This window comes from Dankookia sp. P2 (assembly GCF_050632255.1).
Taxonomy (GTDB): Bacteria; Pseudomonadota; Alphaproteobacteria; order Acetobacterales; family Acetobacteraceae; genus Paracraurococcus.
In genome coordinates this window covers 3,725,507-3,749,077 of sequence record NZ_CP192581.1, presented here as the reverse complement: position 1 = coordinate 3,749,077, position 23,571 = coordinate 3,725,507, and the positions used below count along the sequence as shown (strand labels likewise).

The following is a 23,571-nucleotide window of genomic DNA, read 5'->3' as shown; positions in this document are numbered from 1 at the left end:
GCACCATATTGCGGTCCAAGCATTTTCCCTGGAGTTCCGCCAGATGAGCGACATCGCTGCGCCCGTCCCCGTCACCGTCCTCACCGGCTATCTCGGCGCTGGCAAAACCACGCTGCTCAACCGCATCCTCAGCGAGAACCACGGCAAGAAGTACGCCGTGGTGATCAACCGAATTCGGCAAGCTCGGCGTGGACAACGACCTCGTCGTCGATACCGACGAGGAAGTCTTCGAGATGAACAACGGCTGCATCTGCTGCACCGTGCGCGGCGACCTGATCCGCATCATCGGCGGGTTGATGAAGCGCCGCGGCAGGTCGACGGCATCATCGTCGAGACCACGGGCCTGGCGGATCCCGCCCCGGTCGCCCAGACCTTCTTCGCCGATGAGGACGTGGACGCGCCACCCGGCTCGACGCCATCGTCACCCTGGTCGATGCCAAGAACCTGCCGGCGCGGCTGGCCGACAGCAAGGAGGCGGTGGAGCAGATCGCCTTTGCCGACATCATCCTCCTCAACAAGATGGACCTGGTGTCGGAGGCCGAGGCCACCGAGGTCGAGCGCCGCATCCGCGCCATCAATCCCTGGGCCGAGATCCGCCGCAGCACCAAGTCCGACGTGCCGATCGCGGCCGTCCTCGGCCGCGAGGCCTTCGACCTGAAGCGGATCCTCGAGCGCGAACCCGAATTCCTCTCGGGTGAGGACCACCACGAGCATGACGGCGATATCCTGAGCGTGTCCTTCGAGGTCTCGCGCCCGGTCGACCCGGAGAAGTTCAACGCCTGGATGACCCAGCTGCTGGCCGCCAAGGGCCAGGACCTGCTACGCACCAAGGGCATCCTCTACTATGCCGGCGACGACCGCCGCTTCGCCTTCCAGGCCGTCCACATGATCGCCGATGGCGACTTCATCGGCCCGGTGAAGGATGGCGACCCGCGGAAATCGAAGATCGTCTTCATCGGCCGCGACCTCAACCGCCCGCAGCTGCGCCGCGGCTTCGAGAGCTGCCAGGTGGAGGCATGAGCGAGACCGCCGCCGCCGACTTCCTGCTGGAGACGCGCGGCACCGGCCGCGAACTCGGCGCCTGGGTCGTCGGCCTCGCCTTCGGCCGCGATGGCAGCCTTGGGCTGGGGCTCGGCGACGGCACGGTCCGCATTGCCCAGCCGCGGACGCCAGACGCCGAATGGACCACGGCCGCGGCGCATGACGGTGCGGTGCTGTCCTTCTGTGCCGATGCGAAGGACGGGTTCCTCTCCGGCGGCGACGACGGCCGCCTGGTCCGCACTGCGCCGGACGGCACGGTGACCGAGCTGGCGAAGCTCGGCGCGATGAAATGGGTCGAGCATGTCGCCGCGCATGAGAGCGGCCTCCGCGCCGCCTCGGTCGGCAAGCAGCTGCACCTGTTCGACGCCAAGGGCGAGAAGCTGAAGACTCTGCCGCATCCCTCGGCGGTCGGCGGCATCGCCTTCGACGCCAAGGGCAAGCGCGTCGCCGCCAGCCACTACAACGGGGCGAGCCTTTGGTTCGTCGCTTCGAAGGAAGACAAGCCACGGGTGCTGGAATGGAAGGGCAGCCATGCCGCCATCGCCATCAGCCCGGACGGCACCCATGTGGTGACCGCGATGCAGGAGAATGCCCTGCATGGCTGGCGCTTGGCGGATGGCCAGCACATGCGGATGTCGGGCTACCCGTCGAAGACCCACTTCCTCTCCTTCACCGCCCGCGGCAAGTGGCTGGCGACCAGCGGCGCCGATGCCGTGGTGGTCTGGCCCTTCTTCGGCGGCGGCCCGATGGGCAAGGCGCCGACCAAGCTTCGCTGGCGGCGACGGCGTGCTGGTCAATGCCGTGGCCTGCCATCCCCAGCACGAGGTCGTTGCCGCCGGCTTCGCCGACGGGCTGGTGCTGCTCGCGGAGATCGCCTCGGGCAAGGTCGTGCCCATCGCCGCGCCCGGCCATGGCGGCATCTCGGCGCTGGGCTGGAACGCCACCGGGACGCATCTGGCCTTTGGGACGGAAGAAGGCTTCGCCGGGCTAGTCGACCTGTCGAAGCGCGGCTGAGCGCGCCGGGGCGCTACATCGCCGACCAGCCGCCATCCAGCGGCAGGACCGCCCCGGTGATGTCGCGCCCGGCCTCGGAACACAGGAAGGCGGCCATGGCGCCGATCGCCTCGGCCGCGACAAAGCGCCCGGTCGGCTGCTTGCCTGCCAGGAATTGCGCGCTGGCTGCGGTCTGGTCCAGCCCGGCCGCCCGCATCGCCGCCTCGATCCGCCCGGCGATGTTCGGCGTGAGGGTCGAGCCGGGGCAGAGCGCGTTGCAGGTGATGCCGCTGTCGGCCGTTTCCAGCGCGGTGGCACGGGTCAGGCCGATCAGCGCGGTCTTGGTGGTGACGTAGCCGACCCGGCCCGTCGCCCCGACCAGCCCGTAGATCGAGGACATGTTGAGGATTCGGCCCCAGCCCCGCGCCCGCATCCCCGGCAGGCTCAGCCGGGTCAGGTGGAAGGCAGCCGAAAGATTGACTGCGAGATCTCTGTCCCATTCCTCCGGCGGTGTCGCTTCAATGGCACCGAAATGTCGAGGTGGCGGCGTTGTTGACCAGGATGTCAGGCGGGCCGATCTCGGCGACCAGCGCGGCGATCGCGTCCGGCTTCGCCAACTCCACCTGGCGATAGCAGGCTTCCACCGCATGGCCTGCCGCCAGCCCGGCCGCGACCGCATCGCCTTCCTCGGATGGAGCCAGCCCGTGCAGCACCAGGCTGCAGCCGGCGGCGGCCAAGCGTTCCGCGACCGCTAGGCCGATACCGCCGGTCGAGCCGGTGACCAGGGCGGTACGTCCGCGCAGCATCGCTTCGGTGATGGTTACCATGCCTAGACGCTAGCGCAGATCGCCGGGCAGCGTGAGCGCCCTTTGAGGGCGGCCTCGGCCTCAGGCCCGCCGTAATGACCCGACCGCGACCCAGCCGGACCTCACCGGCAGCGGCAGGGCGGCGCAGGCGTAGAAGGCGTGCTGCACCACCGCGGGCGGCTCGGCCTCCGGCGTCGGCGCGGGGGCGGAGGGCACCGCCCGTGGCCTTCGGCGCGGCTTTACGCGCTCGGCCCGCACAAGGCTGGGGCGCAGCACGGTGCGGACCGCGGGTTGCGCGCCGTCCTGCACGCCGCAGCCCAGGCTGGGCATCAGCGCCACCGTCCCCGCCGGGGCGGCCAGGGCCGGCGAACCCGTTATACCAAGTCCCGCAATCACGAGCCCGATGGCAGCGTGACGCCGCCAGGGCGTCCCGCTTGCGCGAAGCATCTGCATGGGTTGGTGGCCTTTCCTTAGCGTCCGTGCGAACGCACACTGGCTTCCCGGCAAACGCCGGCCTGGGCCATCCTGTTCCCTGCGAAGAAGTCTTGCCGAAGCTGGGAACCGGCATGCAACCGAAGCAGCCTTCGGTGCCTTACCCGGCATTCCCTGGGGATGACGAAGCGATGGCACGACCACCCGACGACGACGACGATGTGGATCTCGGCATCAGCCTTGAGACGGTGGCGACCGTGGTGGACCATATCCGCGCAGTCCAGGTTACCGAGGAGACCGACCCCGCCCAGTTGTCCGAGGACGAGAACAGCGAGGCGGCGCTGCTGCAGGAGAACCCCGACGACATGACGGAGGACAGTCTCCGAGAGTTCGTCGATGGGCTGAACGAGGACGAGCAGGCGGCGCTGATCGCGCTCGCCTGGGTCGGCCGCGGCGATTACGGCCCGGAGGAGTGGGAGGAAGCGGTGCGACTGGCCGCCGAGCGAAACGAGGCCGGCCAGGCCGGCAGCTACCTTCTGGGCATGGACATGGCCGGCGACCTGCTGGCGGAAGGCGTCGCCGCCTTCGGCCTGTCGATCGAGGACGTCGAGCGCTAGAGCAGTTGGCGGGAGAGCGTGAACGCCTGAATCTGCCCTGGATACAATCGGGTACAGCGGCACTGCGTTCATCGTTGAAGGCAAGCCGCTGTAGACCGGCCCGGCGCAGACGCTGGCGCGGCCCGTTTGACGCTCAGCCCTGGCCCCCGGTGCCCCACCTGCGCTGTTGTGGCCGGCTGCCCCCCGCCGCCCTACCCTCCCGGGCAGCGACATCATGACTCACGATTTCGCGATGTTGGATGCGATTCGAAGGCTTTGACGCTTACGGACTTAGGGCTTTATTCACGACTTCCTTATGATCAGCCGCCGTGCCCCGGTCAGGGTGCGGCTGCCTTCGCCCATGATGCGGAACGGAATGCAGACCGAGGAAGCGCTGCAGGTCGTGCCGCCGGAGGACTTGGCTGCGTCCCCGCCGCCGGCCCGGCCTCCCCGGCCGGTGGCCAAGCCTGGCTGCCAGCTCGGCTTGCCCTCGCCGTCGCGCTGCCGCTCCTGCTGCTCGGCGGTGCTGCGGCTTGGCGGCAGCAGCGTGCCGAGCGGCTTCGGGCGGAGGATGCGCTGGTCGGCCGGGCACAGGCGATGGCGTTGCTGCTAGACCGCGACCTCGCCGATGCCGAACGGCTGCTGCGCGGCCTAGCCGCCTCGCCGGCCCTGGCGCGGGACGACCTAACCGCATTCTGGGGGAGATGCGCGCTGCCGCCGCGGCCTTCGAGGCCCGCGCCATTACCCTCGTCGATGCTGCCGGCCGGATCCGCCTGAGCACCAGCTGGGCTCCGGGGGAGCGGCCGGACAGCCCGGCAGTCGGCCCGGCGCAGGACGCCCTGGCGCTCGGCCGGCCGGTCACCGGCAATCTCTATGTTAGCCCCAGCGTCGGCGGATGGGCGGTCGGGGTCGCGGTCCCGCTGCTGCTGCCGGGGCCGGACGCCACCCGCCGGGTCGCGCAGGTGCTCGGCTTCGTCCTCTCGCCTGACCGACTGGCCGCCATCCTGGCCGAGCAGCGCCTGCCCGCCGGCGCAGCCGCCGGCATCCTGGACCGCGATTTGACCATCGCCGCCGCAACGGGGTCGGAGGCCGGGACTCCGGGCACACGCCCCCCGGCCGCAGTGATCGAGGCGCTGCGCCCAGCCGCCGGGATGGTCCCGGCGCATGACGGGCCGGACGGCCAGCCGATCGTCGCAGGCTTCGCCCGGGCGCCGCAATCCGGCTTCCGCGTGACCGTTGCGCTGCCAGCCGAGGCCTTCGAGGCGCCGCTGCGGCAGGCGCTGGCGAGGACGCTGCTGCCCGGCGCCGGCCTGCTCGCCACCAGCCTCGGGCTAGGCCTGCTGCTTCTGGGCCGTGCGTCGCGGCCGGCCGCGACCGGCCCCACCACCGCCGGGCACGACGCGCCGGCAGCCCGGCAGCGCGAGGCGACCGCGCTGCGTAACCGGTTCGAGGCGGGGCCGGTGGGCTTGGCCCAGGCCGATGCCGGCGGCCGCATCCTCGGTGCCAACAACGCTTTCCTGCGCATCGTCGGCATGACCCATGCCGATCTAGATGCCGGACGGATCCGCTGGGACGATCTGACCCCGCCGGAGTGGATTGGCCGGGACGAGACGGCAATCGCCGAGGCGGTGCGGCTCGGAGCCTGCGCCCCCTACCAGAAGGAATTCGTCCGCGCCGATGGCAGTCGGGTGCCGGTGCTGGTCTTCTTCGCCTTCGACAATGCCGCGACCGGCACTGCGACCGTCTTCGTCGTCGACCTGTCCGGCTGGGCGGTGACCGAGGCGGCGCTGGTCCGGACGCATGAGCAGATGCGGCTGGCGATCGGCGCCGCCCGGATGTTCTTTTGGGACTGGAACACGGCCACCGGCGAGGTCGAATGGTCGGCCGGGCTGGAGGAGGCCTGCGGCTTGCCGCGCGGCGCCTTCGGCCGCAGCGTCGATGCCTTCCGCGCCCTGGTCCATGCCGAGGACCTGCCGCGGGTCGAAGCGGCGCTGGCCGCCGCCCTGGCCGACGAGGCGGCCTACGACGTCGAGTTCCGCATGTGCCGTGGCGATGGCGGCGAACGTTGGGTGCTGGCCCGCGGCACGGTGCTGCGCGATGGGACCGGCCGGCCGACCCGCATGGTCGGCATCGATCTCGACATCACTGACCGCAAGCTGGCCGAGTTGGCCCTCGCCCGGCACGGCGCTGACCTCGCCCGCATCGCCGAGGCCGGCCATGTCGCCACCTTCGAGGTGGAGAATGCCGAAACGAGCGAGCGGAACTGGTTCTCCCCTGCCTATCGGCGAATCTTTGGCCTGGCCCCGGATGCGCCCTGCGGCTTCGGCACCCTGGTCGACCGGCTGCACCCGGAGGATCGTCAGCGGGTGCTCGACACCCACGCGCTGCGGGCGCGCGCGGGCGGCCAGATCGCCGACGAGTTCCGCATCTTGCTGCCGGACGGCAGCATCCGCTGGCTGCAGGTAAATGGCGAGGCGGAGCCGGCGCTCGACGGCGGTACCCGGGCGGCGCGGATGCGCGGGGTGATCTTCGACGTTACCGCCCGCCGCTTGGCGGAAGCGGCGCTAGCCGCGAGCGAGGCGAAGCTCCGCCAGGTGATTGAGCACGCGCCGCTGCCGATGATGGTGCATGACGAGGCCGGCACGGTACTCCTCGTCAACCGGAAATGGTTGCAGACCAGCGGCCACCGACGGGAGGAGCTGCCGACCGTGGCGGCCTGGCTGCAGCGGGCACACGGCGAGCAAGCCGGCGAAGCGCTGGCCGCCATCGGGCGCAGCTTCGGCCGTGACCCGGACGACCTGCCCATGGCGGGCGAGTTCCCGGTGCGGACCGCCGGCGGGGGCACGCGGATCTGGCGTTTCCACGCCACCGATCTCGGCCCGGCAGCGACCGGGAAGCGGAGGCTGGTTACCGCCGCCATCGACCTCACTATCCAGGCGCAGTCGGAAGGCACCCTGGCCGACAATGCGGCGCAGTTCCGCGCCGTTTTCGAACAGGCCGCGGTCGGCATCGCCCAGGTCGGGCTGGACGGGCGCTGGCTGCGGGTGAACGCCCGGCTCTGCGCCATCCTAGGCTACGACAAAGCGGAGTTGCTGGCGCTGAGCTTCCAGGACATCACCCATCCGGGCGACCTGGACGCCGACCTCGCGCTGGTGCAGGCGCTGCTCGACGGGCGGCGCACGAGCTACACGCTGGAGAAGCGATACCGGCGGCGCGACGGGACGCTGCTCTGGGCCAGCCTCACCGTCTCCCTCCTGCGCGACGCCGAGGGCCGGCCCGAGCATTTCGTCAGCGTGGTCGAGGACATCTCCGCCCGCCGCGCGGCGGAGGCGGCGCTGGCCGAGACCGAGGCGCGGCAGCGCGAGCTGCTGGCCACGCTCGACCTTGGCGCCTTCATGGCGCGCGACCTGGACGGCACCATCCGCTTCTGGTCGAAGGGCTGCGAGCGGCTCTATGGCTGGACCGCCGCCGAGGCGATCGGCCGGCACGCGCAGGTCCTGCTGCACACCGAGTACCCCGCGCCGCGGGCCGAGATCGAGGCGGCGCTGGCGCGCGACGGCAGCTGGATCGGCGACCTGCGGCAGCGCGCTCGGGACGGCACGCCGCGCCTCGTGCAGTCGCACAGGGCGCTGCGGCGCGATGCGGACGGCAGGCCGCTGGCCGTGTTGGAGACCGTGGCCGACGTCACCGCGCAACGCGAAGCCGCGGCGGCGCTGCAGGACAGCAGCGCCGCCCTGCTGCTGTCGCAGGAGGCGGCGCGGGTCGCCAGCTATGTCCAGGACCTGCGGACCGGGAGTATCGCTGGGCGCCTGGCGCGCCCATGGTCTTCGGCTTCCCGCCCGGCCGGGAAGCGATGCCGCTGACCGAATGGCTGTCCATCCTGCACCCGGAGGACCGGCCGCGGGTCGCCGCGCAGCGGGCCGCCTCGCTCGGCCGTGGCGAGGCCGGGCAGCGCTACGAATTCCGTATTCTCCGGCCGGATACCGGCGCGCTGCGGCATGTCGAGCTGCGGTCCCGCCGGGAATACGACGCGGATGGCCGGCCGCTGCGGTCGCACGGCGTCGCCTTCGACGTCACCGAGACCCGGCTTGCGGAGGCGGCGCAGCGCGAAAACGAGGAGCGCCTGCGCCTGGCGCAGGACGCCGCCGGCATCGGCATCTGGGATTGGGACGTCGCCAGCCGGGCGCTGTGCTGGTCGCCACGCAACAACGAGCTGCACGGCATACCGCCGGACCGACTGCAGGTGACCTACGGCACCTGGCGCGCGGCCGTTCATCCGGACGACCTCCCGGCAACTGTGGCGGCGGTGGCGGCGGCGCTGGACGGCGCCGACCACTACGTGGCGGAATACCGGGTGCGTCTGCCGGATATCGGCCAGCGCTGGCTGCAGGCGCGCGGCGTGGTGCTGCGGGACGCCGATGGCCGGGCGGCGCGGATGATCGGCGTCACAATCGATGTCACCGCGGCGAAGACCGCGGAGGCGGCTCTGGCGCGCGACAATGCCGAGCTGGAGAGCCGCGTCGCCGAACGCACCCGGGCGCTGACCGAGGCCGCGGCCGAGCTGCGGGCGGAGATGCAGCGGCGCGACGAGGCGCAGGGCGCCCTGGTGCAGGCGCAGAAGCTCGAGGCGCTGGGCCAGCTGACGGGCAGCGTGGCGCACGACTTCAACAACGTCCTCGCCGCCGTCATGGGCAGCATGCGGCTGATCAGCCGCCGCGCCACGGGCAACGCGCAGATCATCGAGCTGGCCCGCAACGGCGAACGCGCGGCGGAACGCGCCGCGGCGCTGGTCCGCCAGCTGCTGGCCTTCGCCCGACGGGAGGACCTGCTGCCGGTGCTGGTCGATCCCGCCGCGCTGCTGGCCAATACCGACGAGATGCTGCGCCGTGCGGTGGGCAGCGGCATCACGCTGACGGTGGAGGCGGCGGAGGTCTGGCCGGTGCTGGCCGACCCGCACCGGCTAGAGGTGGCGCTGCTGAACCTGGCGATGAATGCGCGGGACGCGATGCAGGGGACCGGCCGGCTGCGGGTCACCGCGCGGAATGTCCTCGCCGCGGCCGGGGCGCGGCCGCCCGGCCTGAGCGGTGCCGACCACGTCGTCTTTGCGGTGCAGGACAGCGGCGTCGGCATGCCAGTCGAGGTACTGGCCCGCGCGGCCGAGCCCTTCTTCACCACCAAGCCGCGTGGCAAGGGCACCGGGCTCGGCCTGTCGATGGTGCATGGCTTCGCCCAGCAATCCGGCGGCGGCCTGCAGCTGCAGAGTGCCCCGGGCGCGGGCACCACGGTGGAGATCTGGCTGCCGCGCGCCGCACCCGGGGATGCCGCAACGCCCGGCCAGCCCCAGGCCGAACCCGACCCGTCGCTGCATGGCGCGGCGACGCTGCTGGTGGTGGACGACGACGACCAGGTCCGGCTGGTGAACGCGAGCCAGTTGCGCGAACTGGGCTATGCGGTGCTAGAGGCGAGCAGCGTCGCCAGCGGGATGGTGCAGGCCCTGGCGGCGGAACGACTGGACCTGGTGGTGACCGACGTGACCATGCCGGGCGGCAACGGGCAGGAGCTCGCCCGCCGGCTTCGCGCAGCGCGGCCCGGCGTGCCGATCCTGTTCCTGACCGGCTTCGACGACCGGCAGTCGCTGCAGGGCGAGGTAGTGCTGGGCAAGCCCTTCAGCATCGCTGAACTTGGCCGCCAGGTGCTGGCCACGCTCGGCCGCCTGCCGGCGCCGCTGCACGACCGGATGCTCATGAGGCTGGGCCGCAGCAAGCTGCGGGAAGCCTATTTCCTCTGGCGCAGCCGCCGCGATGCGCTGGACCGGGCAGCCCCGGGCGCCGCGGCGCTGCCCTGGTTCGATGCAGCCGAGGTCGCGGCGCTGTCGGGCGCGCCGCATACCTACCTGCTGGCCGTCGAGCTGGCCGGGGAGGCCCCGCCGAGACTGCGCTTTCAGTGGGTCGGCGCGGCGCTGGCGGCGCGGCCCGGCGGGATGCTCGAAGGCCGGCTGGTGGATGCGGAGATTGAAGCGGACGAGGTCTTTGGCGGGCTGGCCGCGGCCCTGCAGCGCTGCACACGCCTCGGCGTCCCCTGTCACGACTACGCGCGCTACGGCTTCCAGGATGGCGGCGAGCCGGTCTATTTCGAGCGCATCCTGCTGCCCCTGGCGGCCGACCAGGAGCAGCGGCCGACCCATCTGCTCGGCATCGCCCTGTTCTCAGGGCCCATTTGAGGACTCGCCCATGGTGGTCGCGGATTTGCCGCGCTTTGAAACGCCGCAGCTGGCCAAGGCCTTGGAAGCCGTGCCGGAGGCGATGCTCGACCAGCTGCCCTTCGGCGCCATCCGGGTGGATGCGGCCGGAATCGTCCGGGTCTACAGCGGCGCGGAACGGCGACTGTCTGGCTCGGGCGAGCGGCCGCGGCTAGGGCTGGATTTCTTCGCCGGCGTCGCGCCCTGTATGAACAATCCCCGTTTCCGCGGCCGGATCGAGGCGGCGCTGGCGGCGGGACGGCTGGACCTGGGATTCGGCTGGACCGGCGACTTCGCCGATGCCGCACGCAGCCTGCGCGTCCGCGTGCAATCGGCCAACGGCGGCGGCTACTGGATCTGCATGCTGCGCGAGGACTGACCGGCGCCGCGGTGGTTGCCTCTCCCGCGCGCTGCGGCCAGCATGGCGGCCGACCGCGGTCGAACAGCGGGAGGAGGAAACAGGCCATGGACTTCAGCGGCAACGTCGCCATCGTCACCGGTGGCGCCAATGGCATCGGCGCGGCGGTCGTGCGCGGCTTCGTGCAGCACGGCGCCAGGGTGGCGATCGTCGACCGTGATGCCGAGGCGGGCGCGGCGCTGGCCGCCCAGCTGGGTCGCGCCACCATCTTCCGCGCCGCCGACGTGACACGCGCGGCGGATGTCGCGGCCTATGTGCAGGCCACGCTCGATGCCTTCGGCCGCATCGATTGCTTCCACAACAACGCGGGAATCGAGGGCAAGGTGGCGCCGACCGCCGAATACGACGAGGCGGTCTTCGACGCGGTGATGGGCGTCAACGTCAAGGGCGTCTTCCTCGGCCTGCGCCACGTGCTGCCGGTGATGATCAGCCAGGGGAGCGGCGCGGTGGTGAACACCGCCTCCATCGCCGGGCTGGTCGGCACCGCGGGGATGCCGGCCTATGTTGCGTCGAAGCATGCGGTGATGGGCCTGACCAAGGTCGCGGCGGCCGAGGTCGGTCCGCAGGGCATCCGGGTGAACGCGGTCTGCCCCGGGCCGATCGACACGCGGATGGTGCAGGACATCGCCAGGCAGGTCTCGCCCAACAACCCTGGCAGCGTCGAGGCGCGCTATTCCGCCGGCCTGCCGCTGCGCCGCTACGGCACGGCGGAGGAGGTGGCGAACCTCGTGCTGTTCCTCTGTTCGGGCCTCGCCGGCAACATCACAGGAGCGCAGTACGTGGTGGATGGCGGGCGCACCGCGGCGCCGACGGGCATCTCGCAAGGCAGCGTGGAGTAAGGCTGGGGAGAAAGTATTCTCCCCTAGGCCCCCTCATCTATTTCTGTGAGTCTGGCACTCGCCGCGCGGCGCCGGACGACTCCCAATACAGGAAGGGTGGGGCTTGAGGAGGGAATACTTTCCCCTCCGCAACCTTGCCCTGCCTGGCCCACCATGCCGCCAAACAGTTGGGGAAACGCCGATGGCCGGGATCTTCGCGGGGCTGCGGGTGATCGACGCCGCCAGCTATGTCGCCGGCCCCTCGGCCGCCACCATCCTCGGCGATTTCGGCGCCGAGGTGATCAAGCTGGAACCGCCGGGCGGCGATGCCTATCGCGCGCTCTCCACCGCGCCCGGCCAGCCACGCGGTGAGACCGACTACCCCTGGATGCTCGACAACCGCGGCAAGCGCGGCTTGATGCTCGATTTGAAACGGCCCGAGGCGCAGGCGGTGCTGCACCGCCTGATCGCCACCACCGACGTCTTCGTCACCAATGCGATACCCCGCCTGCGCGCCGGGCTCGGCATCGCACCGGAGGCACTTGCGGCGATCAACCCGCGATTGGTCTATGCAGCGCTGACCGCCTACGGAGAGTGCGGGCCGGAGGCCGACAAGACCGGCTTCGACGCCACCGCCTATTGGGCGCGCAGCGGGCTGATGGACCTGGTGCGCGCCGATGCCGAAGCGGCGCCGGGGCGCTCGGTCGCCGGCATGGGCGACCACCCGACCGGGATGGCGCTCTATGGCGCGATCGTCACCGCGTTGTACCGCCGCGAACGCACGGGACAGGGCGGCTTCGTGCATGTCGCGCTGCTGGAAGCCGGGCTCTGGTCGAACGGCTTCATGGTGCAGGCGGCGCTGGACGGCGCCCGCTTCATCCCACGCCCGCCGCGCGACCAGGCGCCGAACGCGCTCGGCAACCTGTATCGCGCCAGCTGCGGCCGCTGGTTCCTGATGGCGCTGCTGAACGAGCCGCGGCAATGGCCGGCGCTGCTGCAGGTGCTGGGCGACCCGGATTGGGGCGGGGACCCGCGCTTTGCCACCCAGCCGCTGCGGCGGGAGAATGCGCGGGCGCTGATCGCGCTGCTGGACGAGGCCTTCTCCACGCGCAGCCTGGCCGAGTGGCGGCCGCTGCTGGATGCCGCCGGCCTCACCTTCGATGCGGTGACGACGACGCAGGAAGCCGCGGCCTCGCCCCAGGCCCGCGCCACCGGCGCCATCCGCCCGACCACCGCCGGCGGCTGGACCGTGGACAGCCCGCTGCACATCGCCGGCGAGGCGAAGGCGCCCGCCACCCCGCCGCCGGCGCCCGGCGCCGATACAGAGGCGATCCTGGCCGAACTCGGCCATGTCTCGGCGGAGATCGCCCGGCTGCGGGCGGCCGGTGCGCTCGGCTGATCAGACCGCGACCGGCGCCCCGCCGGCAGCGACCGAACGCGTGATCGCCTCGAAGCAGGCGACGGTCGCCACGGCTTCCTCGGGCGGCAGGGGATAGGGCGCGCCGCCGGCCGCTGCCGCGGCGAAGGCCGCGAGCTCGGCGCGCAGGGTGTCGACCGGGGCGAAGCCGATGCGCTCGGGCTCGCGGCCGTCCTCCCGCAGGATGATCTCGGTGTCGCTCACCGTCTCGACGCTGGCGCGGTCGCCGAAGACATGGACCCGCCAGTAGCGCGGCGTCGCCCGAACCGCCGCCAGCGTGCCGGAGATGCCGTTGGCGATCCCAGCAGGACCGAGAGGCTGTCGAGCGCGCCCGGCGCCGGCTTCTGCACCGTGAGCTGGGTCGAGACCCGCCGCGCCGGGCCGACCAGGTTGGTGAAGGCGTCCAGCACATGCACCCCGGTGCCGGTCAGCCCGCCGGCCGGGGATTCCGTCGGGTCGGCCCGCCAGGGGGCGAAATTCTGCGACGAGTTCAGGTTGCTCGAATGGCCCTCGACATGCAGCAGCCGGCCGAGCCGCCCCTCGGCGATGATCGCCTTTATCGCCTGGATGGTCGGCAGGAAGCGGCGGTTGTGGCCGATCGCCAGCGGCACCCCGGCGGCGCGGCAGGCCTCGACCGCGGCGACCGCCTCGGCCCGGGTCAGCGTCAGCGGCTTCTCGCAGAAGACCGGCTTCCCCGCCGCCGCCACCGCCTGGATCTGCGCCAGGTGCGCGCTGTGCGGCGTGGCCAGCACCACCGCCTGCACCGCGGGGTCGGCCAGCAGGGCGTCGAGGCTGGTCGAGAAGCGCAGCCCATGCTGCGCCGCGACCGGCGCGCCGGCCTCGGCATGGCGGGCGACACCGTGGACGAAGCGGAAGCCGGGGATGCCCTGCCCCGCCTCGAGCAGCATGCGCCCCCACCAGCCCAGGCCGACGATGCCTGCCGTGATCATGATGCCCGTCCCCTTCCCCGATTGGCCGCGATCCTCCGGCGCTGGGCTGGCGCTGGCAACAACGAACCGCCCGCCGCCGCCGGCGTTCGGCTGCGGGGATCCCAGAACATATGCGAAGCCGCCGCGCCCTGATGGGCGCCTGCCTTACTCTCGTGCTGATCGCCGCCGGCTTCGCGGGCTGGCGCCTGTTGACCGAGCCCGCGGCCGGGGCAGAGGACCGCAAGGCCGCCGATGCGCCGGTCACCGTCGTCCTGGCGGCGGCCGAGGCGCGCGACGTGCCGGTCTGGCGCAGCGGACTCGGCAGCGTGCAGGCCTTCCAGACCGTCACGGTCCGCGCCCGGGTCGATGGCCAGCTCGACGAGGTCGCCTTCACCGAGGGCCAGCAGGTCCGGCAGGGCGACCTCCTCGCGCGGATCGACCCGCGGCCCTTCCAGGCCTCGCTCGACCAGGCGGTGGCGCAGAAGGCGCGGGACGAGGCGCAACTGGCCAATGCGCGGCTGGACCTGCAGCGCTACACCACGCTGTCGCGCACTGAGGGGGCCTCTAAGCAGCAGCTCGACACCCAGCGCGCCCAGGTCGCGCAGATCGAGGCGACGGTGCAGTCGGATGCGGCCAGCATCGACAATGCGCGGACCCAGCTCGACTATACCCGCATCACCGCGCCGCTCTCGGGCCGGCTCGGCGTGCGGCTGGTGGATGCGGGCAACATCGTCCATGCCGCCGACACGAACGGGCTGGTGGTGATCGCCCAGTTGCATCCCATCGCCCTGCTCTTCACCCTGCCGCAGGACGATCTGGCCGCGGTGCTGCGCCGGCAGCGGGAGGCGGTGGGCGCGCAGCCCGACGCGGCGCCCGCGGAAGGGCCGCGCGAGCCGCCGTCGAACGGCGCCTGCCGGTGCAGGCCCTGGCGCGCGACGGCCAGGTCCTGTCGGAAGGCCGGCTGCTACTGGCCGACAACCGGATCGACCCTGCCAGCGGCACGGTGCAGCTCAAGGCCGCCTTCCCCAACCAGGACGACGCGCTCTGGCCGGGCCAGCTGGTCAGCGCCCGGCTGCTGCTGGAGACGCGGCGCGACGCCGTGACCATCCCCGCCGCGGCGGTGCAGCGCGGGCAGGAGGGCCCCTTCGCCTATGTGCTGAAGCCCGACCAGACCGTCGAGCTGCGGAAGCTGCGGCTCGGGCCGCAGGCCGGGGGCAGCGCGGTGGTCGAGGAAGGGCTCGCCGCCGGCGACCAGGTGGTGACGGACGGGCTCTATCGCCTGCGCCCCGGCGCGCGGGTGAAGCCGGCCGAGGCGCAGGCCAGCCGGTGACCATCTCCGGCCCCTTCATCCGGCGGCCGATCGCCACCTCCCTGCTGATGGCGGCGATCGTGCTGCTCGGCATCGTCTGCTACCCGCTGCTGCCGGTGGCGCCGCTGCCGCAGGTGGAATTCCCCACAATCCAGGTCACGGTGAACTATCCCGGCGCCAGCCCGGAGACGATGGCGAGCGCCGTCGCCACGCCGCTTGAGCGGCAATTCGCGCAGATCCCCGGCGTCAGCCAGATCGTCTCCACCAGCGCGCTCGGCAATACCAGCATCGCCGTGCAATTCGTGCTGAACCGCAGCATCGATGCCGCGGCGCAAGACATCCAGACCGCGATCAACCAGGCCGGCGGCCAACTGCCGACCGACCTGCCGCAGCCGCCGCTGTACCGCAAGCTGAACCCGGCCGACCCGCCCATCGTCATCATCGCGGTGCAGTCGGAGGTCTATTCGATCGACCAGGTGGACGACTTCGCCGATACGCGGATCGCCCAGCAGCTCTCGCAGATCCAGGGCGTCGGCCAAGTCAACATCACCGGGGAGCAGAAGCCCTCGATCCGCATCCGCCTCGACCCGGACCGGGTGGCGGCGCTCGGCCTCGGGCTCGAGGACGTGCGGGCGGTGGTGAACAACGCCACCGTCGACCGGCCGAAGGGCGCCTTCGACGGACCGCGCCAGGCCTTCGCCGTGCTGGCCAACGACCAGGTGCTGCGGGCGGCGCATTGGGAGGATGTGATCGTCGCCTACCGCAACGGCGCGCCGGTGCGGCTGCGCGACATCGGCGCGGCGGTGGACGGGCCGGAGAACAGGCTGATCGGCGCCTGGCAGAACGGAAGGCGCGGCGTGGCGCTAGTGGTCTTCAAGCAGCCCGGCGCCAATGTGGTGGAGGTTGTCGGGCGCATCCGCGAGGCGCTTCCGAAGCTGCGGGCCGCGGTGCCGCCCGCGGTCGACGTGCAGGTGGTCAGCGACCGCACCACCACCATCCGCGCCTCGGTCTCGGACGTCGAGACCTCGCTGGCGCTGACCTTCGGCCTGGTGGTGCTGGTGGTCTTCGCTTTCCTGCGGGACTGGCGGGCGACGCTGCCGCCGGCGTTGGTGGTGCTGGTCGCCGTGGTCGGCACGGTCGCCGGGATGTATGCGGCGGGCTTCAGCCTCGACAACTTGTCGCTGATGGCCCTCGTCATCGCCGTCGGCTTCGTGGTCGACGACGGCATCGTCGTGCTGGAAAACATTTTCCGCAGGGTCGAGGACGGACAGGAGCCAGAGGCCGCCGCGCTGGAAGGGTCTGGCGAGATCGGCTTCACCGTGGTCGCGATCAGCATCTCCCTGATCGCGGTCTTCATCCCGCTGCTCTTCATGGGGGCGGTGGTCGGGCGGCTGTTCCGCGGATCCGCCCTGGTCGTCACCGGCACCATCCTGCTTTCGGTTTTCGTCTCTCTCACCCTCGTTCCCACCCTCTCGGCCCGCCTGCTGCGGAAGCGCGACGCGGAGGAGGAGCGGGCGAAGCCCGGTCTGTTGCGGAAGATCGATGTCGGGCTGGAACGCGGCTTCAAGGCGATGGAGCGCGGCTACGGCTGGATGCTCGACCGGGTGCTGCGGCACCGGATGCTGACGCTCGGCGTCTTCGCGCTGACCCTGGTGGCGACCGTCGCCCTCTACGTATTCATCCCCAAAGGCTTCTTCCCGCAGCAGGATACCGGCTTCATCATCGGCACCGCAGAATCCGCGCCCGACACCTCCTTCGCCGCCATGTCGGACAAGCAGGTGGCGCTGATGGAGATCATCCGCGCGGACTCTGCGGTGGCGAACGTGCTGGCGACCGCGGGCGCCACCGGCGGCACCCAGACCTCCAATACCGGCCGCTTCTTCATCGACCTGAAGCCGCATTCCGCGCGCGATGTCTCGGCCGCGCAGGTGATCGACCGGTTGCGCGAGAAGCTGCAGACCGTGCCGGGCGTCGCTCTCTACTTGCAGGCCTCGCAGGACATCAACCTCTCGGCGCGGGGCTCGCGCACCCAGTACCAGTACGTGCTGCGCGACCCGGATCTTGAAGAGCTGAACCTCTGGGCCGGCCGCATGGTGGAGAAACTGCGCGGCCTGCCCGGCCTCGCTGACGTGGCGACCGACCAGCAGCCGGGCGGGCCGACCGCCAAGCTGACCATCGACCGCGATCTCGCCGCGCGCTTCGGCATCCAGCCGCGGCTGATCGACGACACGCTGGCCGATGCCTTCGGCCAGCGCGTTGTGGCGCAGTGGTTCACCCAGCTCAGCTACTACCACGTGGTGATGGAGGTGGACCCGGCGCTGCAGGCCGATCCGCAGGCGGCGCTGCGGCGCCTCTTCCTGCAATCGCCCACGACCGGCACGCGCGTGCCGCTCTCGACCTTCGTCACGGTCGATACTAGCGGCACGGCCTATCTCTCGATCAGCCACCTCAACCAGTTCCCGGCGGTGACGCTCTCCTTCAACCTGGCGCCGGGCGTCTCGCTCGGCGAGGCGACGGCGGCAATCGAGGCGGTGCGGCAGGAGCTCGGCGCCCCTGCTTCCGTGCAGGGCGTCTTCCAGGGCAATGCGCAGGCCTTCTACGCGGCGCTGGCCAACCAGCCCTACCTGATCGCCGCCGCCATCGTCGCCGTCTACATCATCCTCGGCATGCTCTACGAGAGCTACATCCACCCGCTGACGATCCTCTCGACGCTGCCCTCCGCGGGCCTCGGCGCGCTGCTGACGCTTTGGGCGCTCGGCTTCGGGCTCGACGTGATGGGGCTGATCGGCATCATCCTGCTGATCGGCATCGTCAAGAAGAACGGGATCATCCTGGTCGACTTCGCCCTGCAGGCGGAACGGCATCGCGGCGCCGGGACGGTGGAGGCGATCCGCGAGGCCTGCCTCAAGCGCTTCCGCCCGATCATGATGACGACGATGGCGGCAGTGCTCGGCGCGGTGCCGCTCGCGCTAGGTATCGGCACGGGGGCGGAACTGCGCCAGCCGCTGGGATGCGCCATGATCGGCGGGCTGCTGGTCAGCCAAGCGCTGACGCTCTTCACCACGCCGGTGGTCTATATCGCGCTGCACCGGCTGACCCGGCGGCGGGAGCAGGCGCCGGCCGCCGCGCCGCAGGGCGCGCCGGCCGAGTAGCGTCAGCTTCAGCCGCGCGCGCGCGTCGGTGCGGCCGAGCCGTGTCAGCAGGTACTCGACCTCGGACACCGCCTTCGCGCCGAGCTTGCCGCCCGGTGCGCGCTGTGCGGCGGAGCCGATGATGCCGCGCCGCGCCAGCACGTATTTCCGCACCGCGAGGCCGATGCCGACCTGCTGCTCGTAGCGGATCAGCGGCAGGTGGGCGTCGAACAGGTCGTGCGCCGCATCCCGCTGCCCCGTGGCCGAGAGCCGGACGAGTTCGACCAGCATGTCCGGGAAGGCATAGCCGGTCATGGCGCCGTCGGCGCCGCGTTCCATCTCGAAATCCAGGAAGAGCCCGCCATTGCCGCAGAGGATGGAGATCGGACGCATCGAGCCCTCCGCAGTATAGCCGCGCAGCGTGCTGATCTTCTCGAGCCCCGGCCAGTCCTCATGCTTCAGCATGACGCAGGAGGGGTTGTCCTGAACGATGCGGCGGATGACGCCTGGCGTCATCTGCACCGTGAACAGCAGCGGATAGTCCTGCAACACGAAGGGAATGTCGGCGCCGATCGCCTGCACCGCCTGGGCGTAATAGGTGACGATCTGGTCATCGGTCCGCAGCGTGCTGGGCGGCGCGATCATCACGCCGGCGGCGCCCGCCTCCATCGAACCCCGTGCAAGTGCCCGCATCGCGGCGAAGCCGGGGCAGAGACGCCGACGATGATCTTGGCGCTGCCGGCCCGCTTGATGATGCGCCGGCTGATCCCGAGTGATTCCGCCTGGTCGAGCTTCGGCGCCTCGCCCATCACGCCGAGGATGGTCATGCCCTCGCAGCCGGCTTCCAGGAAGAAGTCGGTCATGCGATCGGTGCTGGCCTCGTCGATCCGGCCATCCTCGTGGAAGGGCGTCGGCGCGATGACGTAGACGCCCTTCGCGGTTTCATCGAGACGCATGGTCAGGGTCCTTGTTTGCTCAGGCGACCTGATCGGCCAGCCGGTCCAGATGGGTGGCTGTATCACCGAACAGGTGCTCAATCACCATCACCCGGCGGAAGAAATGGCCGACGGCATATTCCTCCGTCATGCCGATCCCGCCATGCAACTGGACGGCGTTCTGTGAGACGAAGCGCCCGGCCTGGCCAATACCAACCTTGGCCATGGAGATGCTGCGGGCGCGCTCGGCGGCATCCTCTTCCTCCAGCGACATGGTGGCCAGCATGGCCATGGACCGGCCCTGCTCCATCGCCACCAGCATCTCCGCCGCGCGGTGCTGCAGCGCCTGGTTGTCGCCGATCGGCTTGCCGAATTGCTGCCGGGTCTTGAGGTAGTCGAGCGTCATGGCCTGCATCGCTTCCATGGTGCCGATCACCTCGGAGCCGGTGGCGGCGATGCCGGCCTCGACCACGCGCTGAATGGTGGGCAGGGCGTTGTCGACTTCGCCCAGCAGCGCCTCCCGCGGCACCTGCACGCTGCTGAAGGAGATCTCCGCCGCCCGCGTGCCGTCGCGCAGCGCATAGCCGCGGCGGGCGAGGCCGGGCGCGTTCCCATCCACCAGGAAGAGCGAGAGCCCCCGGCATCGTCGCGGCCGCCGGAGGTGCGGGCGGAAACGATCAGCCGGTCGGCGCAGTCGCCGTGCAGCACGACGCTCTTCGCCCCTTCCAGCACGAAGCCGCCATCCTTCGGCGTCGCCGTGGTCAGGATATCCGTCAGGTCGTAGCGCGCCTGCCGCTCGTAATGCGCGAAGGCGAGCTTCATCGTGCCGGCGGCGACCTCCGGCAGGATCTCGCCCTGCTGGGCATCGTTGCCGGCGAGGCGCAGCGCGGTGGCGCCGAGCACGACCGTCGCCAGATAGGGCTCCAGCACCAGGTGCCGGCCGAAGGCCTGCATCAGCAGCATGACGTCGACCGGGCCGCCGCCGAAGCCGCCGTGATCCTCGGCGATCGGCAGGCCGAGCAGGCCGAGCTCGGCATAGCGCTGCCAGAGCGTCTCGCTCCAGCCGGTCGGGGTCTTCAGCAGCGCCTTACGCTGCTCGAAGCCGTATTCGGCTGAGAGCAGTTTCGTGACGCTGTCTCCCAGCAGGCGCTGGTCGTCGGTAAGATCGAAGTCCATTACAGCCCCAGCACCGCTTTGTTCAGGATGTTCTTCTGGATCTCGTTGGTGCCGCCATAGATCGAGGCAGCCCGCAGCATGAGATAGGCCGGCGCCATCTGCGGCGCCCAGTCAGGCCCGATCGCCGGCTCGTTGGCGAAGGCCGCCAGCTCCTGCTGCCAGACCGGCATGGCCTGCGGCCCGCCGACATCCATCACCAGTCTGCTGCTCGCCTGCAGCAGCTTCCGTCCCCTTGATCTTCAGCACGGAAGACAGCGGGTCCGGCCGGTTGCCGCCGGCTTTGGCGAAGGCGGAGACGACGCGGAGCTGGGTGATCTCCAGCGCCTTCATGTCGACCTCGATCTGGGCGACGCGGGCGCGGAAGTTGCGGTCCTCGATCAGCGGCTTGCCGTTCATGCGGACCTCGCGCGCCACCTCCTTGGCGTAGCGCACGCGCTCCTTCGACTTGCCGAGCCGCGCGATGCCGGTGCGCTCGTTGCCCAGCAGGTACTTGGCGACGCTCCAGCCCTTGTTCTCCTCGCCGACCAGGTTCTCCACCGGCACCTTCACGTCGGTGAAGAAGACCTCGTTCAGGTGATGGCTGCCATCGATCGAGATGATCGGCCGCACCTCGATCCCCGGCGTCTTCATGTCGATCAGCAGGAAGGAGATCCCCTCCTGCCGCTTCGCCGCCGCCGGGTTGGTGCGCACCAGGCAGAAGCACCAGTCGGCATTATGCGCGGTGCTGGTCCAGATCTTCTGGCCATTGACGACGTAGTGGTCGCCCTCCCGCTTCGCCGCCGTCCGCAGGCTGGCGAGGTCCGACCCCGCGCCGGGCTCCGAGAAGCCCTGGCACCACCAGTCATCTAGGTTGCGGGCACGCGGCAGGAAGTGGTTCTTCTGCGCCTCGGTGCCGAACTGGATCAGCACCGGGCCGAGCATGGTGATGTTGAAGGAGAGCATCTCCGGCGCCGGCGCCGAGAGGTTTTCTTCCAGGAAGATCATCCGCTGGATCGCGGTCCAGCCCGGCCCGCCGTATTCCTTCGGCCAGGAGAAGGCCGCCCAACCCTTGGCATTCAGGATGCGCATCCAGGCGACGGTGTCCTGCTTGCGCGGGGATACCCGAGCCGCATGCGCTCGCGCGTCTCGGCCGGCAGGTTGTCGCGGATGAAGGCGCGCACCTCCTCGCGGAAGGCGGTCTCCTCGGGCGTGAATCGCAGATCCATGGTCCGTTTCCCTTCGTTGAAAGACTAGCGCAGCTTCGGCGCCTCCAATTCGCGGAATTGGCCGCCCTGCTCAGCGACCTGGCGCAGCAGCGGCGCCGGCGCCCAGCGCGCGCCATAGCGCTGGTGCCAGGCGGCGATCTGGTTGTAGACGGCCTGGGCGCCGATCCTGTCGGCCCAGAACATCAGGCCGCCACGGTAGCGCGGGAAGCCGAAGCCGTTCAGCCACATCACGTCGATGTCGCTGGCGCGCAGCGCCTTGCCCTCCTCGATCATCTTGCAGGCTTCGTTGAGGGAGCCGAACAGCAGCCGCTGCAGCACCTCCTCGTCGGAGAACTCGCGCTGGGCGATGCCCTTCTCCGCCGCGACCTGCTTGGTGATCCGCTGCACCTCGGGGTCCGGATGCGGCGTGCGGTCGCCGGGCTCGTAGCGGTACCAGCCGGCGCCGGCCTTCTGGCCCTTGCGGCCCATCTCCACCAGCCGGTCCGGGATCGGCAGCATGCGGTAGCCCGGGTCCTCCGCCAGCCGTCGCCGCCTTGTCTGGTAGCTGACGTCGAGGCCCGAGAGGTCGTTCACCGCGAAGGGGCCCATCGGATAGCCGAACTCGACCATGACGCGGTCGATCTGCTCCGGCAGCGCGCCCTCCTCCACCATCAAGTTCTGTTCCATGGTGAAGGGGATGCGGCTGCGATTGGCGACGAAGCCGTCGCAATTGCCGGCATAGGCGCTGATCTTGCCGATGGCGCGGCCGAGCTTCATCGCCGCCGCCATGGTCGCCGGCGCGGTCTTCGTCCCCTCCACCACCTCGAACAGCTTCATCACGTTGGCGGGGGCGAAGAAATGCGTTCCCGCCACCGCCTCCGGCCGCTGCGTCGCGGCGGCGATCCTGTCGATGTCGATGGCCGAGGTATTGCTGAACAGCAGCGCACCCGGCTTCATCACCCGGTCCAGCTCCCGGAACACGCCCTGCTTGACGTCGAGCTGCTCGAAGACCGCCTCGATTACCGCGTCGCACTCGGCAATCGCCTCGTAGCTCTCGACCGGCTCGATCAGCGCCAGGCGCTTATCCATCGCCGCCTGGTCCAGGCTGCCGCGCTTCACGCTGACCGCATAGTTGTCGCGGACGCGGGCCAGGCCGCGCGCCAGCGTCTCGGCTGAGGCGTCCAGCAGCTTCACGGGGATGCCGGCATCGGCGCAGCTCATGGCGATGCCGCCGCCCATGGTGCCGGCGCCGACCACCGCCACGCTGCGGATCTCGGGCGTGGCGATATCCTTCGGCAAATGAGGGAGCTTGGCCACCTCACGCTCGGCGAAGAAGGCGTAGCGCAGCGCGCGGGCCTCGTCGGAATTCTCCAGCTCGCCGAACAGCCGCTTCTCCTCGGCGATCCCCTCGGCGAAGGGCAGCCGGGTCGCCGCCTCCACCGCCGCGATGGCGTGGTAGGGCGCCTGCTGGTTGCGCGCCTTGCGGGCGATCGCCTTGCGCGCCGCGTCGAACATCCCCGCCTCGGCCGTCGCCGGCGGCATCTCGCCGATGCGGCGCAGCGGCTTGTCCGCGATGCCCTTGGCGAAGGCGATGGCGGCGTCGCGCAGGTCGCCCTCAACCAATTCGTCGACGATGCCGAGCGCCCTGGCCTCCGGCGCCGGGACATGCCGGCCTGTCGTGATCATCTCCAGCGCCGGCTTCGGCCCGATCAGCCGCGGCAGGCGCTGGGTTCCGCCGCCGCCGGGGATGATGCCGATCAGCACCTCCGGCAGCCCGACCCTGGCGGCGGGCACGGCGATGCGCCAGGTGCAGCAGAGCGCGTTCTCGAGGCCGCCGCCCAGCGCATAGCCGTGGATGGCGGCGACCACCGGCTTGGTGCTGCCCTCCAGCGCGTCGTAGCTGCGCCGTGCCGGCGTCTCCCGCTTCGTGCCGAAGCGGCGGATATCGGCGCCGGCGATGAAGCTGCGGCCGGCGCCGATCAGCACCATGGCGCGCACGGCAGGGTCGGCCACGCCGCGGTCCACCGCGGCGACGATGCCGTCCGAGACACCGGCGCCCAGCGCATTCACCGGCGGGTTGTCGACGGTGATGACCCCGATGCCGTCCTCGACCTCGAACCGCACCACCTCGCGCTCGCTCATGCTCGT

At 70.9% G+C, this 23,571-nt stretch carries 20 protein-coding genes and 3 pseudogenes; 12 read left to right on the top strand and 11 right to left on the bottom strand.

What is annotated here, in order from left to right; genetic code table 11:
- Positions 1-43 precede the first annotated feature (43 nt).
- Together ACQ86J_RS22065 and ACQ86J_RS22060 are read left to right on the top strand one after the other, a co-directional pair.
- A pseudogene (locus ACQ86J_RS22065) lies at positions 44-1,020 on the top strand (CobW family GTP-binding protein).
- Positions 1,017-2,055, top strand: a pseudogene (locus ACQ86J_RS22060) (WD40 repeat domain-containing protein). The pseudogenes ACQ86J_RS22065 and ACQ86J_RS22060 overlap by 4 nt, the downstream one beginning before the upstream one ends.
- 13 nt (positions 2,056-2,068) lie before the next feature.
- Here the strand turns inward: ACQ86J_RS22060 and ACQ86J_RS22055 are convergent.
- The 3 genes from ACQ86J_RS22055 to ACQ86J_RS22045 form a co-directional block, all read right to left on the bottom strand.
- On the bottom strand, positions 2,069-2,557 hold the full coding sequence (locus tag ACQ86J_RS22055) for an SDR family oxidoreductase (RefSeq protein WP_431272491.1): 489 nt from the start codon (positions 2,555-2,557) through the stop codon (positions 2,069-2,071).
- Positions 2,553-2,840: an SDR family NAD(P)-dependent oxidoreductase gene (locus tag ACQ86J_RS22050; RefSeq protein ID WP_431267226.1), complete on the bottom strand. Its 288-nt coding sequence runs from the start codon at positions 2,838-2,840 to the stop codon at positions 2,553-2,555. The genes ACQ86J_RS22055 and ACQ86J_RS22050 overlap by 5 nt, the downstream gene beginning before the upstream one ends.
- 81 nt (positions 2,841-2,921) lie before the next feature.
- Positions 2,922-3,170 (bottom strand): hypothetical protein, encoded by a 249-nt coding sequence (locus ACQ86J_RS22045; protein WP_431267225.1) that lies wholly within the window; start codon positions 3,168-3,170, stop codon positions 2,922-2,924.
- A gap of 293 nt (positions 3,171-3,463) precedes the next feature.
- On the opposite strand from ACQ86J_RS22045, the gene ACQ86J_RS22040 reads away from it, so the two are divergent.
- From ACQ86J_RS22040 to ACQ86J_RS22010, 7 genes are all read left to right on the top strand, one after another.
- Entirely contained in the window at positions 3,464-3,889 is a 426-nt protein-coding gene (locus ACQ86J_RS22040) for a DUF3775 domain-containing protein (protein ID WP_431267224.1), read from the top strand.
- Between the two features lie 355 nt (positions 3,890-4,244).
- The gene (locus ACQ86J_RS22035; RefSeq protein WP_431267223.1) at positions 4,245-4,481 is read left to right on the top strand and encodes a hypothetical protein; all 237 of its coding nucleotides are present in this window, start codon (positions 4,245-4,247) and stop codon (positions 4,479-4,481) included.
- 91 nt (positions 4,482-4,572) lie between these two features.
- Positions 4,573-7,731 (top strand): PAS domain S-box protein, encoded by a 3,159-nt coding sequence (locus ACQ86J_RS22030; RefSeq protein WP_431267222.1) that lies wholly within the window; start codon positions 4,573-4,575, stop codon positions 7,729-7,731.
- Entirely contained in the window at positions 7,689-10,088 is a 2,400-nt protein-coding gene (locus ACQ86J_RS22025; RefSeq protein WP_431267221.1) for a PAS domain-containing protein, read from the top strand. The genes ACQ86J_RS22030 and ACQ86J_RS22025 overlap by 43 nt, the downstream gene beginning before the upstream one ends.
- 10 nt (positions 10,089-10,098) lie before the next feature.
- Positions 10,099-10,485: a hypothetical protein gene (locus ACQ86J_RS22020; protein ID WP_431267220.1), complete on the top strand. Its 387-nt coding sequence runs from the start codon at positions 10,099-10,101 to the stop codon at positions 10,483-10,485.
- Positions 10,486-10,571: 86 nt separating this feature from the next.
- Positions 10,572-11,363: an SDR family NAD(P)-dependent oxidoreductase gene (locus tag ACQ86J_RS22015; RefSeq protein WP_431267219.1), complete on the top strand. Its 792-nt coding sequence runs from the start codon at positions 10,572-10,574 to the stop codon at positions 11,361-11,363.
- A gap of 181 nt (positions 11,364-11,544) precedes the next feature.
- Positions 11,545-12,741 carry a CaiB/BaiF CoA transferase family protein gene (locus tag ACQ86J_RS22010; RefSeq protein ID WP_431267218.1) on the top strand — a complete coding sequence of 399 codons (1,197 nt, stop codon included), beginning with the start codon at positions 11,545-11,547 and terminating at the stop codon, positions 12,739-12,741.
- Here ACQ86J_RS22010 and ACQ86J_RS22005 read toward each other — a convergent pair whose 3' ends face one another.
- Positions 12,742-12,963, bottom strand: a complete 222-nt coding sequence (locus tag ACQ86J_RS22005) for a hypothetical protein (protein WP_431267217.1) — start codon at positions 12,961-12,963, stop codon at positions 12,742-12,744. It lies immediately after the preceding gene.
- Positions 12,960-13,709 (bottom strand): Gfo/Idh/MocA family protein, encoded by a 750-nt coding sequence (locus ACQ86J_RS22000; RefSeq protein ID WP_431267216.1) that lies wholly within the window; start codon positions 13,707-13,709, stop codon positions 12,960-12,962. The genes ACQ86J_RS22005 and ACQ86J_RS22000 overlap by 4 nt, the downstream gene beginning before the upstream one ends.
- Positions 13,710-13,819: 110 nt before the next feature.
- On the opposite strand from ACQ86J_RS22000, the pseudogene ACQ86J_RS21995 reads away from it, so the two are divergent.
- The 3 genes and pseudogenes from ACQ86J_RS21995 to ACQ86J_RS21985 all read left to right on the top strand — a co-directional run.
- Positions 13,820-14,479: pseudogene (locus ACQ86J_RS21995) on the top strand (efflux RND transporter periplasmic adaptor subunit); the annotation flags it as partial.
- A 125-nt stretch (positions 14,480-14,604) separates the two neighbouring features.
- Positions 14,605-15,018 (top strand): efflux RND transporter periplasmic adaptor subunit, encoded by a 414-nt coding sequence (locus ACQ86J_RS21990; RefSeq protein ID WP_431267215.1) that lies wholly within the window; start codon positions 14,605-14,607, stop codon positions 15,016-15,018.
- Positions 15,015-18,149, top strand: a complete 3,135-nt coding sequence (locus tag ACQ86J_RS21985) for an efflux RND transporter permease subunit (RefSeq protein WP_431267214.1) — start codon at positions 15,015-15,017, stop codon at positions 18,147-18,149. The genes ACQ86J_RS21990 and ACQ86J_RS21985 overlap by 4 nt, the downstream gene beginning before the upstream one ends.
- 623 nt (positions 18,150-18,772) lie before the next feature.
- Here the strand turns inward: ACQ86J_RS21985 and ACQ86J_RS21980 are convergent.
- The 6 genes from ACQ86J_RS21980 to ACQ86J_RS21955 all read right to left on the bottom strand — a co-directional run bounded on the left by ACQ86J_RS21980 (position 18,773) and on the right by ACQ86J_RS21955 (position 23,565).
- Positions 18,773-19,084, bottom strand: a complete 312-nt coding sequence (locus ACQ86J_RS21980) for a dihydrodipicolinate synthase family protein (protein WP_431267213.1) — start codon at positions 19,082-19,084, stop codon at positions 18,773-18,775.
- A gap of 19 nt (positions 19,085-19,103) precedes the next feature.
- Entirely contained in the window at positions 19,104-19,535 is a 432-nt protein-coding gene (locus ACQ86J_RS21975) for an acyl-CoA dehydrogenase family protein (RefSeq protein ID WP_431267212.1), read from the bottom strand.
- Positions 19,496-20,239 (bottom strand): acyl-CoA dehydrogenase family protein, encoded by a 744-nt coding sequence (locus ACQ86J_RS21970; protein WP_431267211.1) that lies wholly within the window; start codon positions 20,237-20,239, stop codon positions 19,496-19,498. The genes ACQ86J_RS21975 and ACQ86J_RS21970 overlap by 40 nt, the downstream gene beginning before the upstream one ends.
- A 111-nt stretch (positions 20,240-20,350) precedes the next feature.
- The gene (locus tag ACQ86J_RS21965) at positions 20,351-21,307 is read right to left on the bottom strand and encodes an acyl-CoA dehydrogenase family protein (protein ID WP_431267210.1); all 957 of its coding nucleotides are present in this window, start codon (positions 21,305-21,307) and stop codon (positions 20,351-20,353) included.
- Complete coding sequence (locus ACQ86J_RS21960; protein WP_431267209.1) at positions 21,295-21,444, bottom strand: hypothetical protein; 150 nt, start codon at positions 21,442-21,444, stop codon at positions 21,295-21,297. The genes ACQ86J_RS21965 and ACQ86J_RS21960 overlap by 13 nt, the downstream gene beginning before the upstream one ends.
- 24 nt (positions 21,445-21,468) lie before the next feature.
- Positions 21,469-23,565 (bottom strand): 3-hydroxyacyl-CoA dehydrogenase NAD-binding domain-containing protein, encoded by a 2,097-nt coding sequence (locus ACQ86J_RS21955; protein WP_431267208.1) that lies wholly within the window; start codon positions 23,563-23,565, stop codon positions 21,469-21,471.
- Positions 23,566-23,571 lie beyond the last annotated feature (6 nt).

Excerpts from the sequence above, each read along its gene's own strand:
- ACQ86J_RS22050 (WP_431267226.1), bottom strand. The coding sequence starts at position 2,840 with ATGCTGCGCGGACGTACCGCCCTGGTCACCGGCTCGACCGGCGGTATC.
- ACQ86J_RS22045 (WP_431267225.1), bottom strand. The coding sequence starts at position 3,170 with ATGCCCAGCCTGGGCTGCGGCGTGCAGGACGGCGCGCAACCCGCGGTC.
- ACQ86J_RS22040 (WP_431267224.1), top strand. The coding sequence starts at position 3,464 with ATGGCACGACCACCCGACGACGACGACGATGTGGATCTCGGCATCAGC.
- ACQ86J_RS22035 (WP_431267223.1), top strand. The coding sequence starts at position 4,245 with ATGCAGACCGAGGAAGCGCTGCAGGTCGTGCCGCCGGAGGACTTGGCT.
- ACQ86J_RS22030 (WP_431267222.1), top strand. The coding sequence starts at position 4,573 with ATGCGCGCTGCCGCCGCGGCCTTCGAGGCCCGCGCCATTACCCTCGTC.
- ACQ86J_RS22025 (WP_431267221.1), top strand. The coding sequence starts at position 7,689 with ATGGTCTTCGGCTTCCCGCCCGGCCGGGAAGCGATGCCGCTGACCGAA.
- ACQ86J_RS22020 (WP_431267220.1), top strand. The coding sequence starts at position 10,099 with ATGGTGGTCGCGGATTTGCCGCGCTTTGAAACGCCGCAGCTGGCCAAG.
- ACQ86J_RS22015 (WP_431267219.1), top strand. The coding sequence starts at position 10,572 with ATGGACTTCAGCGGCAACGTCGCCATCGTCACCGGTGGCGCCAATGGC.
- ACQ86J_RS22010 (WP_431267218.1), top strand. The coding sequence starts at position 11,545 with ATGGCCGGGATCTTCGCGGGGCTGCGGGTGATCGACGCCGCCAGCTAT.
- ACQ86J_RS22000 (WP_431267216.1), bottom strand. The coding sequence starts at position 13,709 with ATGATCACGGCAGGCATCGTCGGCCTGGGCTGGTGGGGGCGCATGCTG.
- ACQ86J_RS21980 (WP_431267213.1), bottom strand. The coding sequence starts at position 19,084 with ATGCGTCTCGATGAAACCGCGAAGGGCGTCTACGTCATCGCGCCGACG.
- ACQ86J_RS21970 (WP_431267211.1), bottom strand. The coding sequence starts at position 20,239 with ATGGACTTCGATCTTACCGACGACCAGCGCCTGCTGGGAGACAGCGTC.
- ACQ86J_RS21965 (WP_431267210.1), bottom strand. The coding sequence starts at position 21,307 with ATGCGCATCCTGAATGCCAAGGGTTGGGCGGCCTTCTCCTGGCCGAAG.
- ACQ86J_RS21960 (WP_431267209.1), bottom strand. The coding sequence starts at position 21,444 with ATGGATCTGCGATTCACGCCCGAGGAGACCGCCTTCCGCGAGGAGGTG.
- ACQ86J_RS21955 (WP_431267208.1), bottom strand. The coding sequence starts at position 23,565 with ATGAGCGAGCGCGAGGTGGTGCGGTTCGAGGTCGAGGACGGCATCGGG.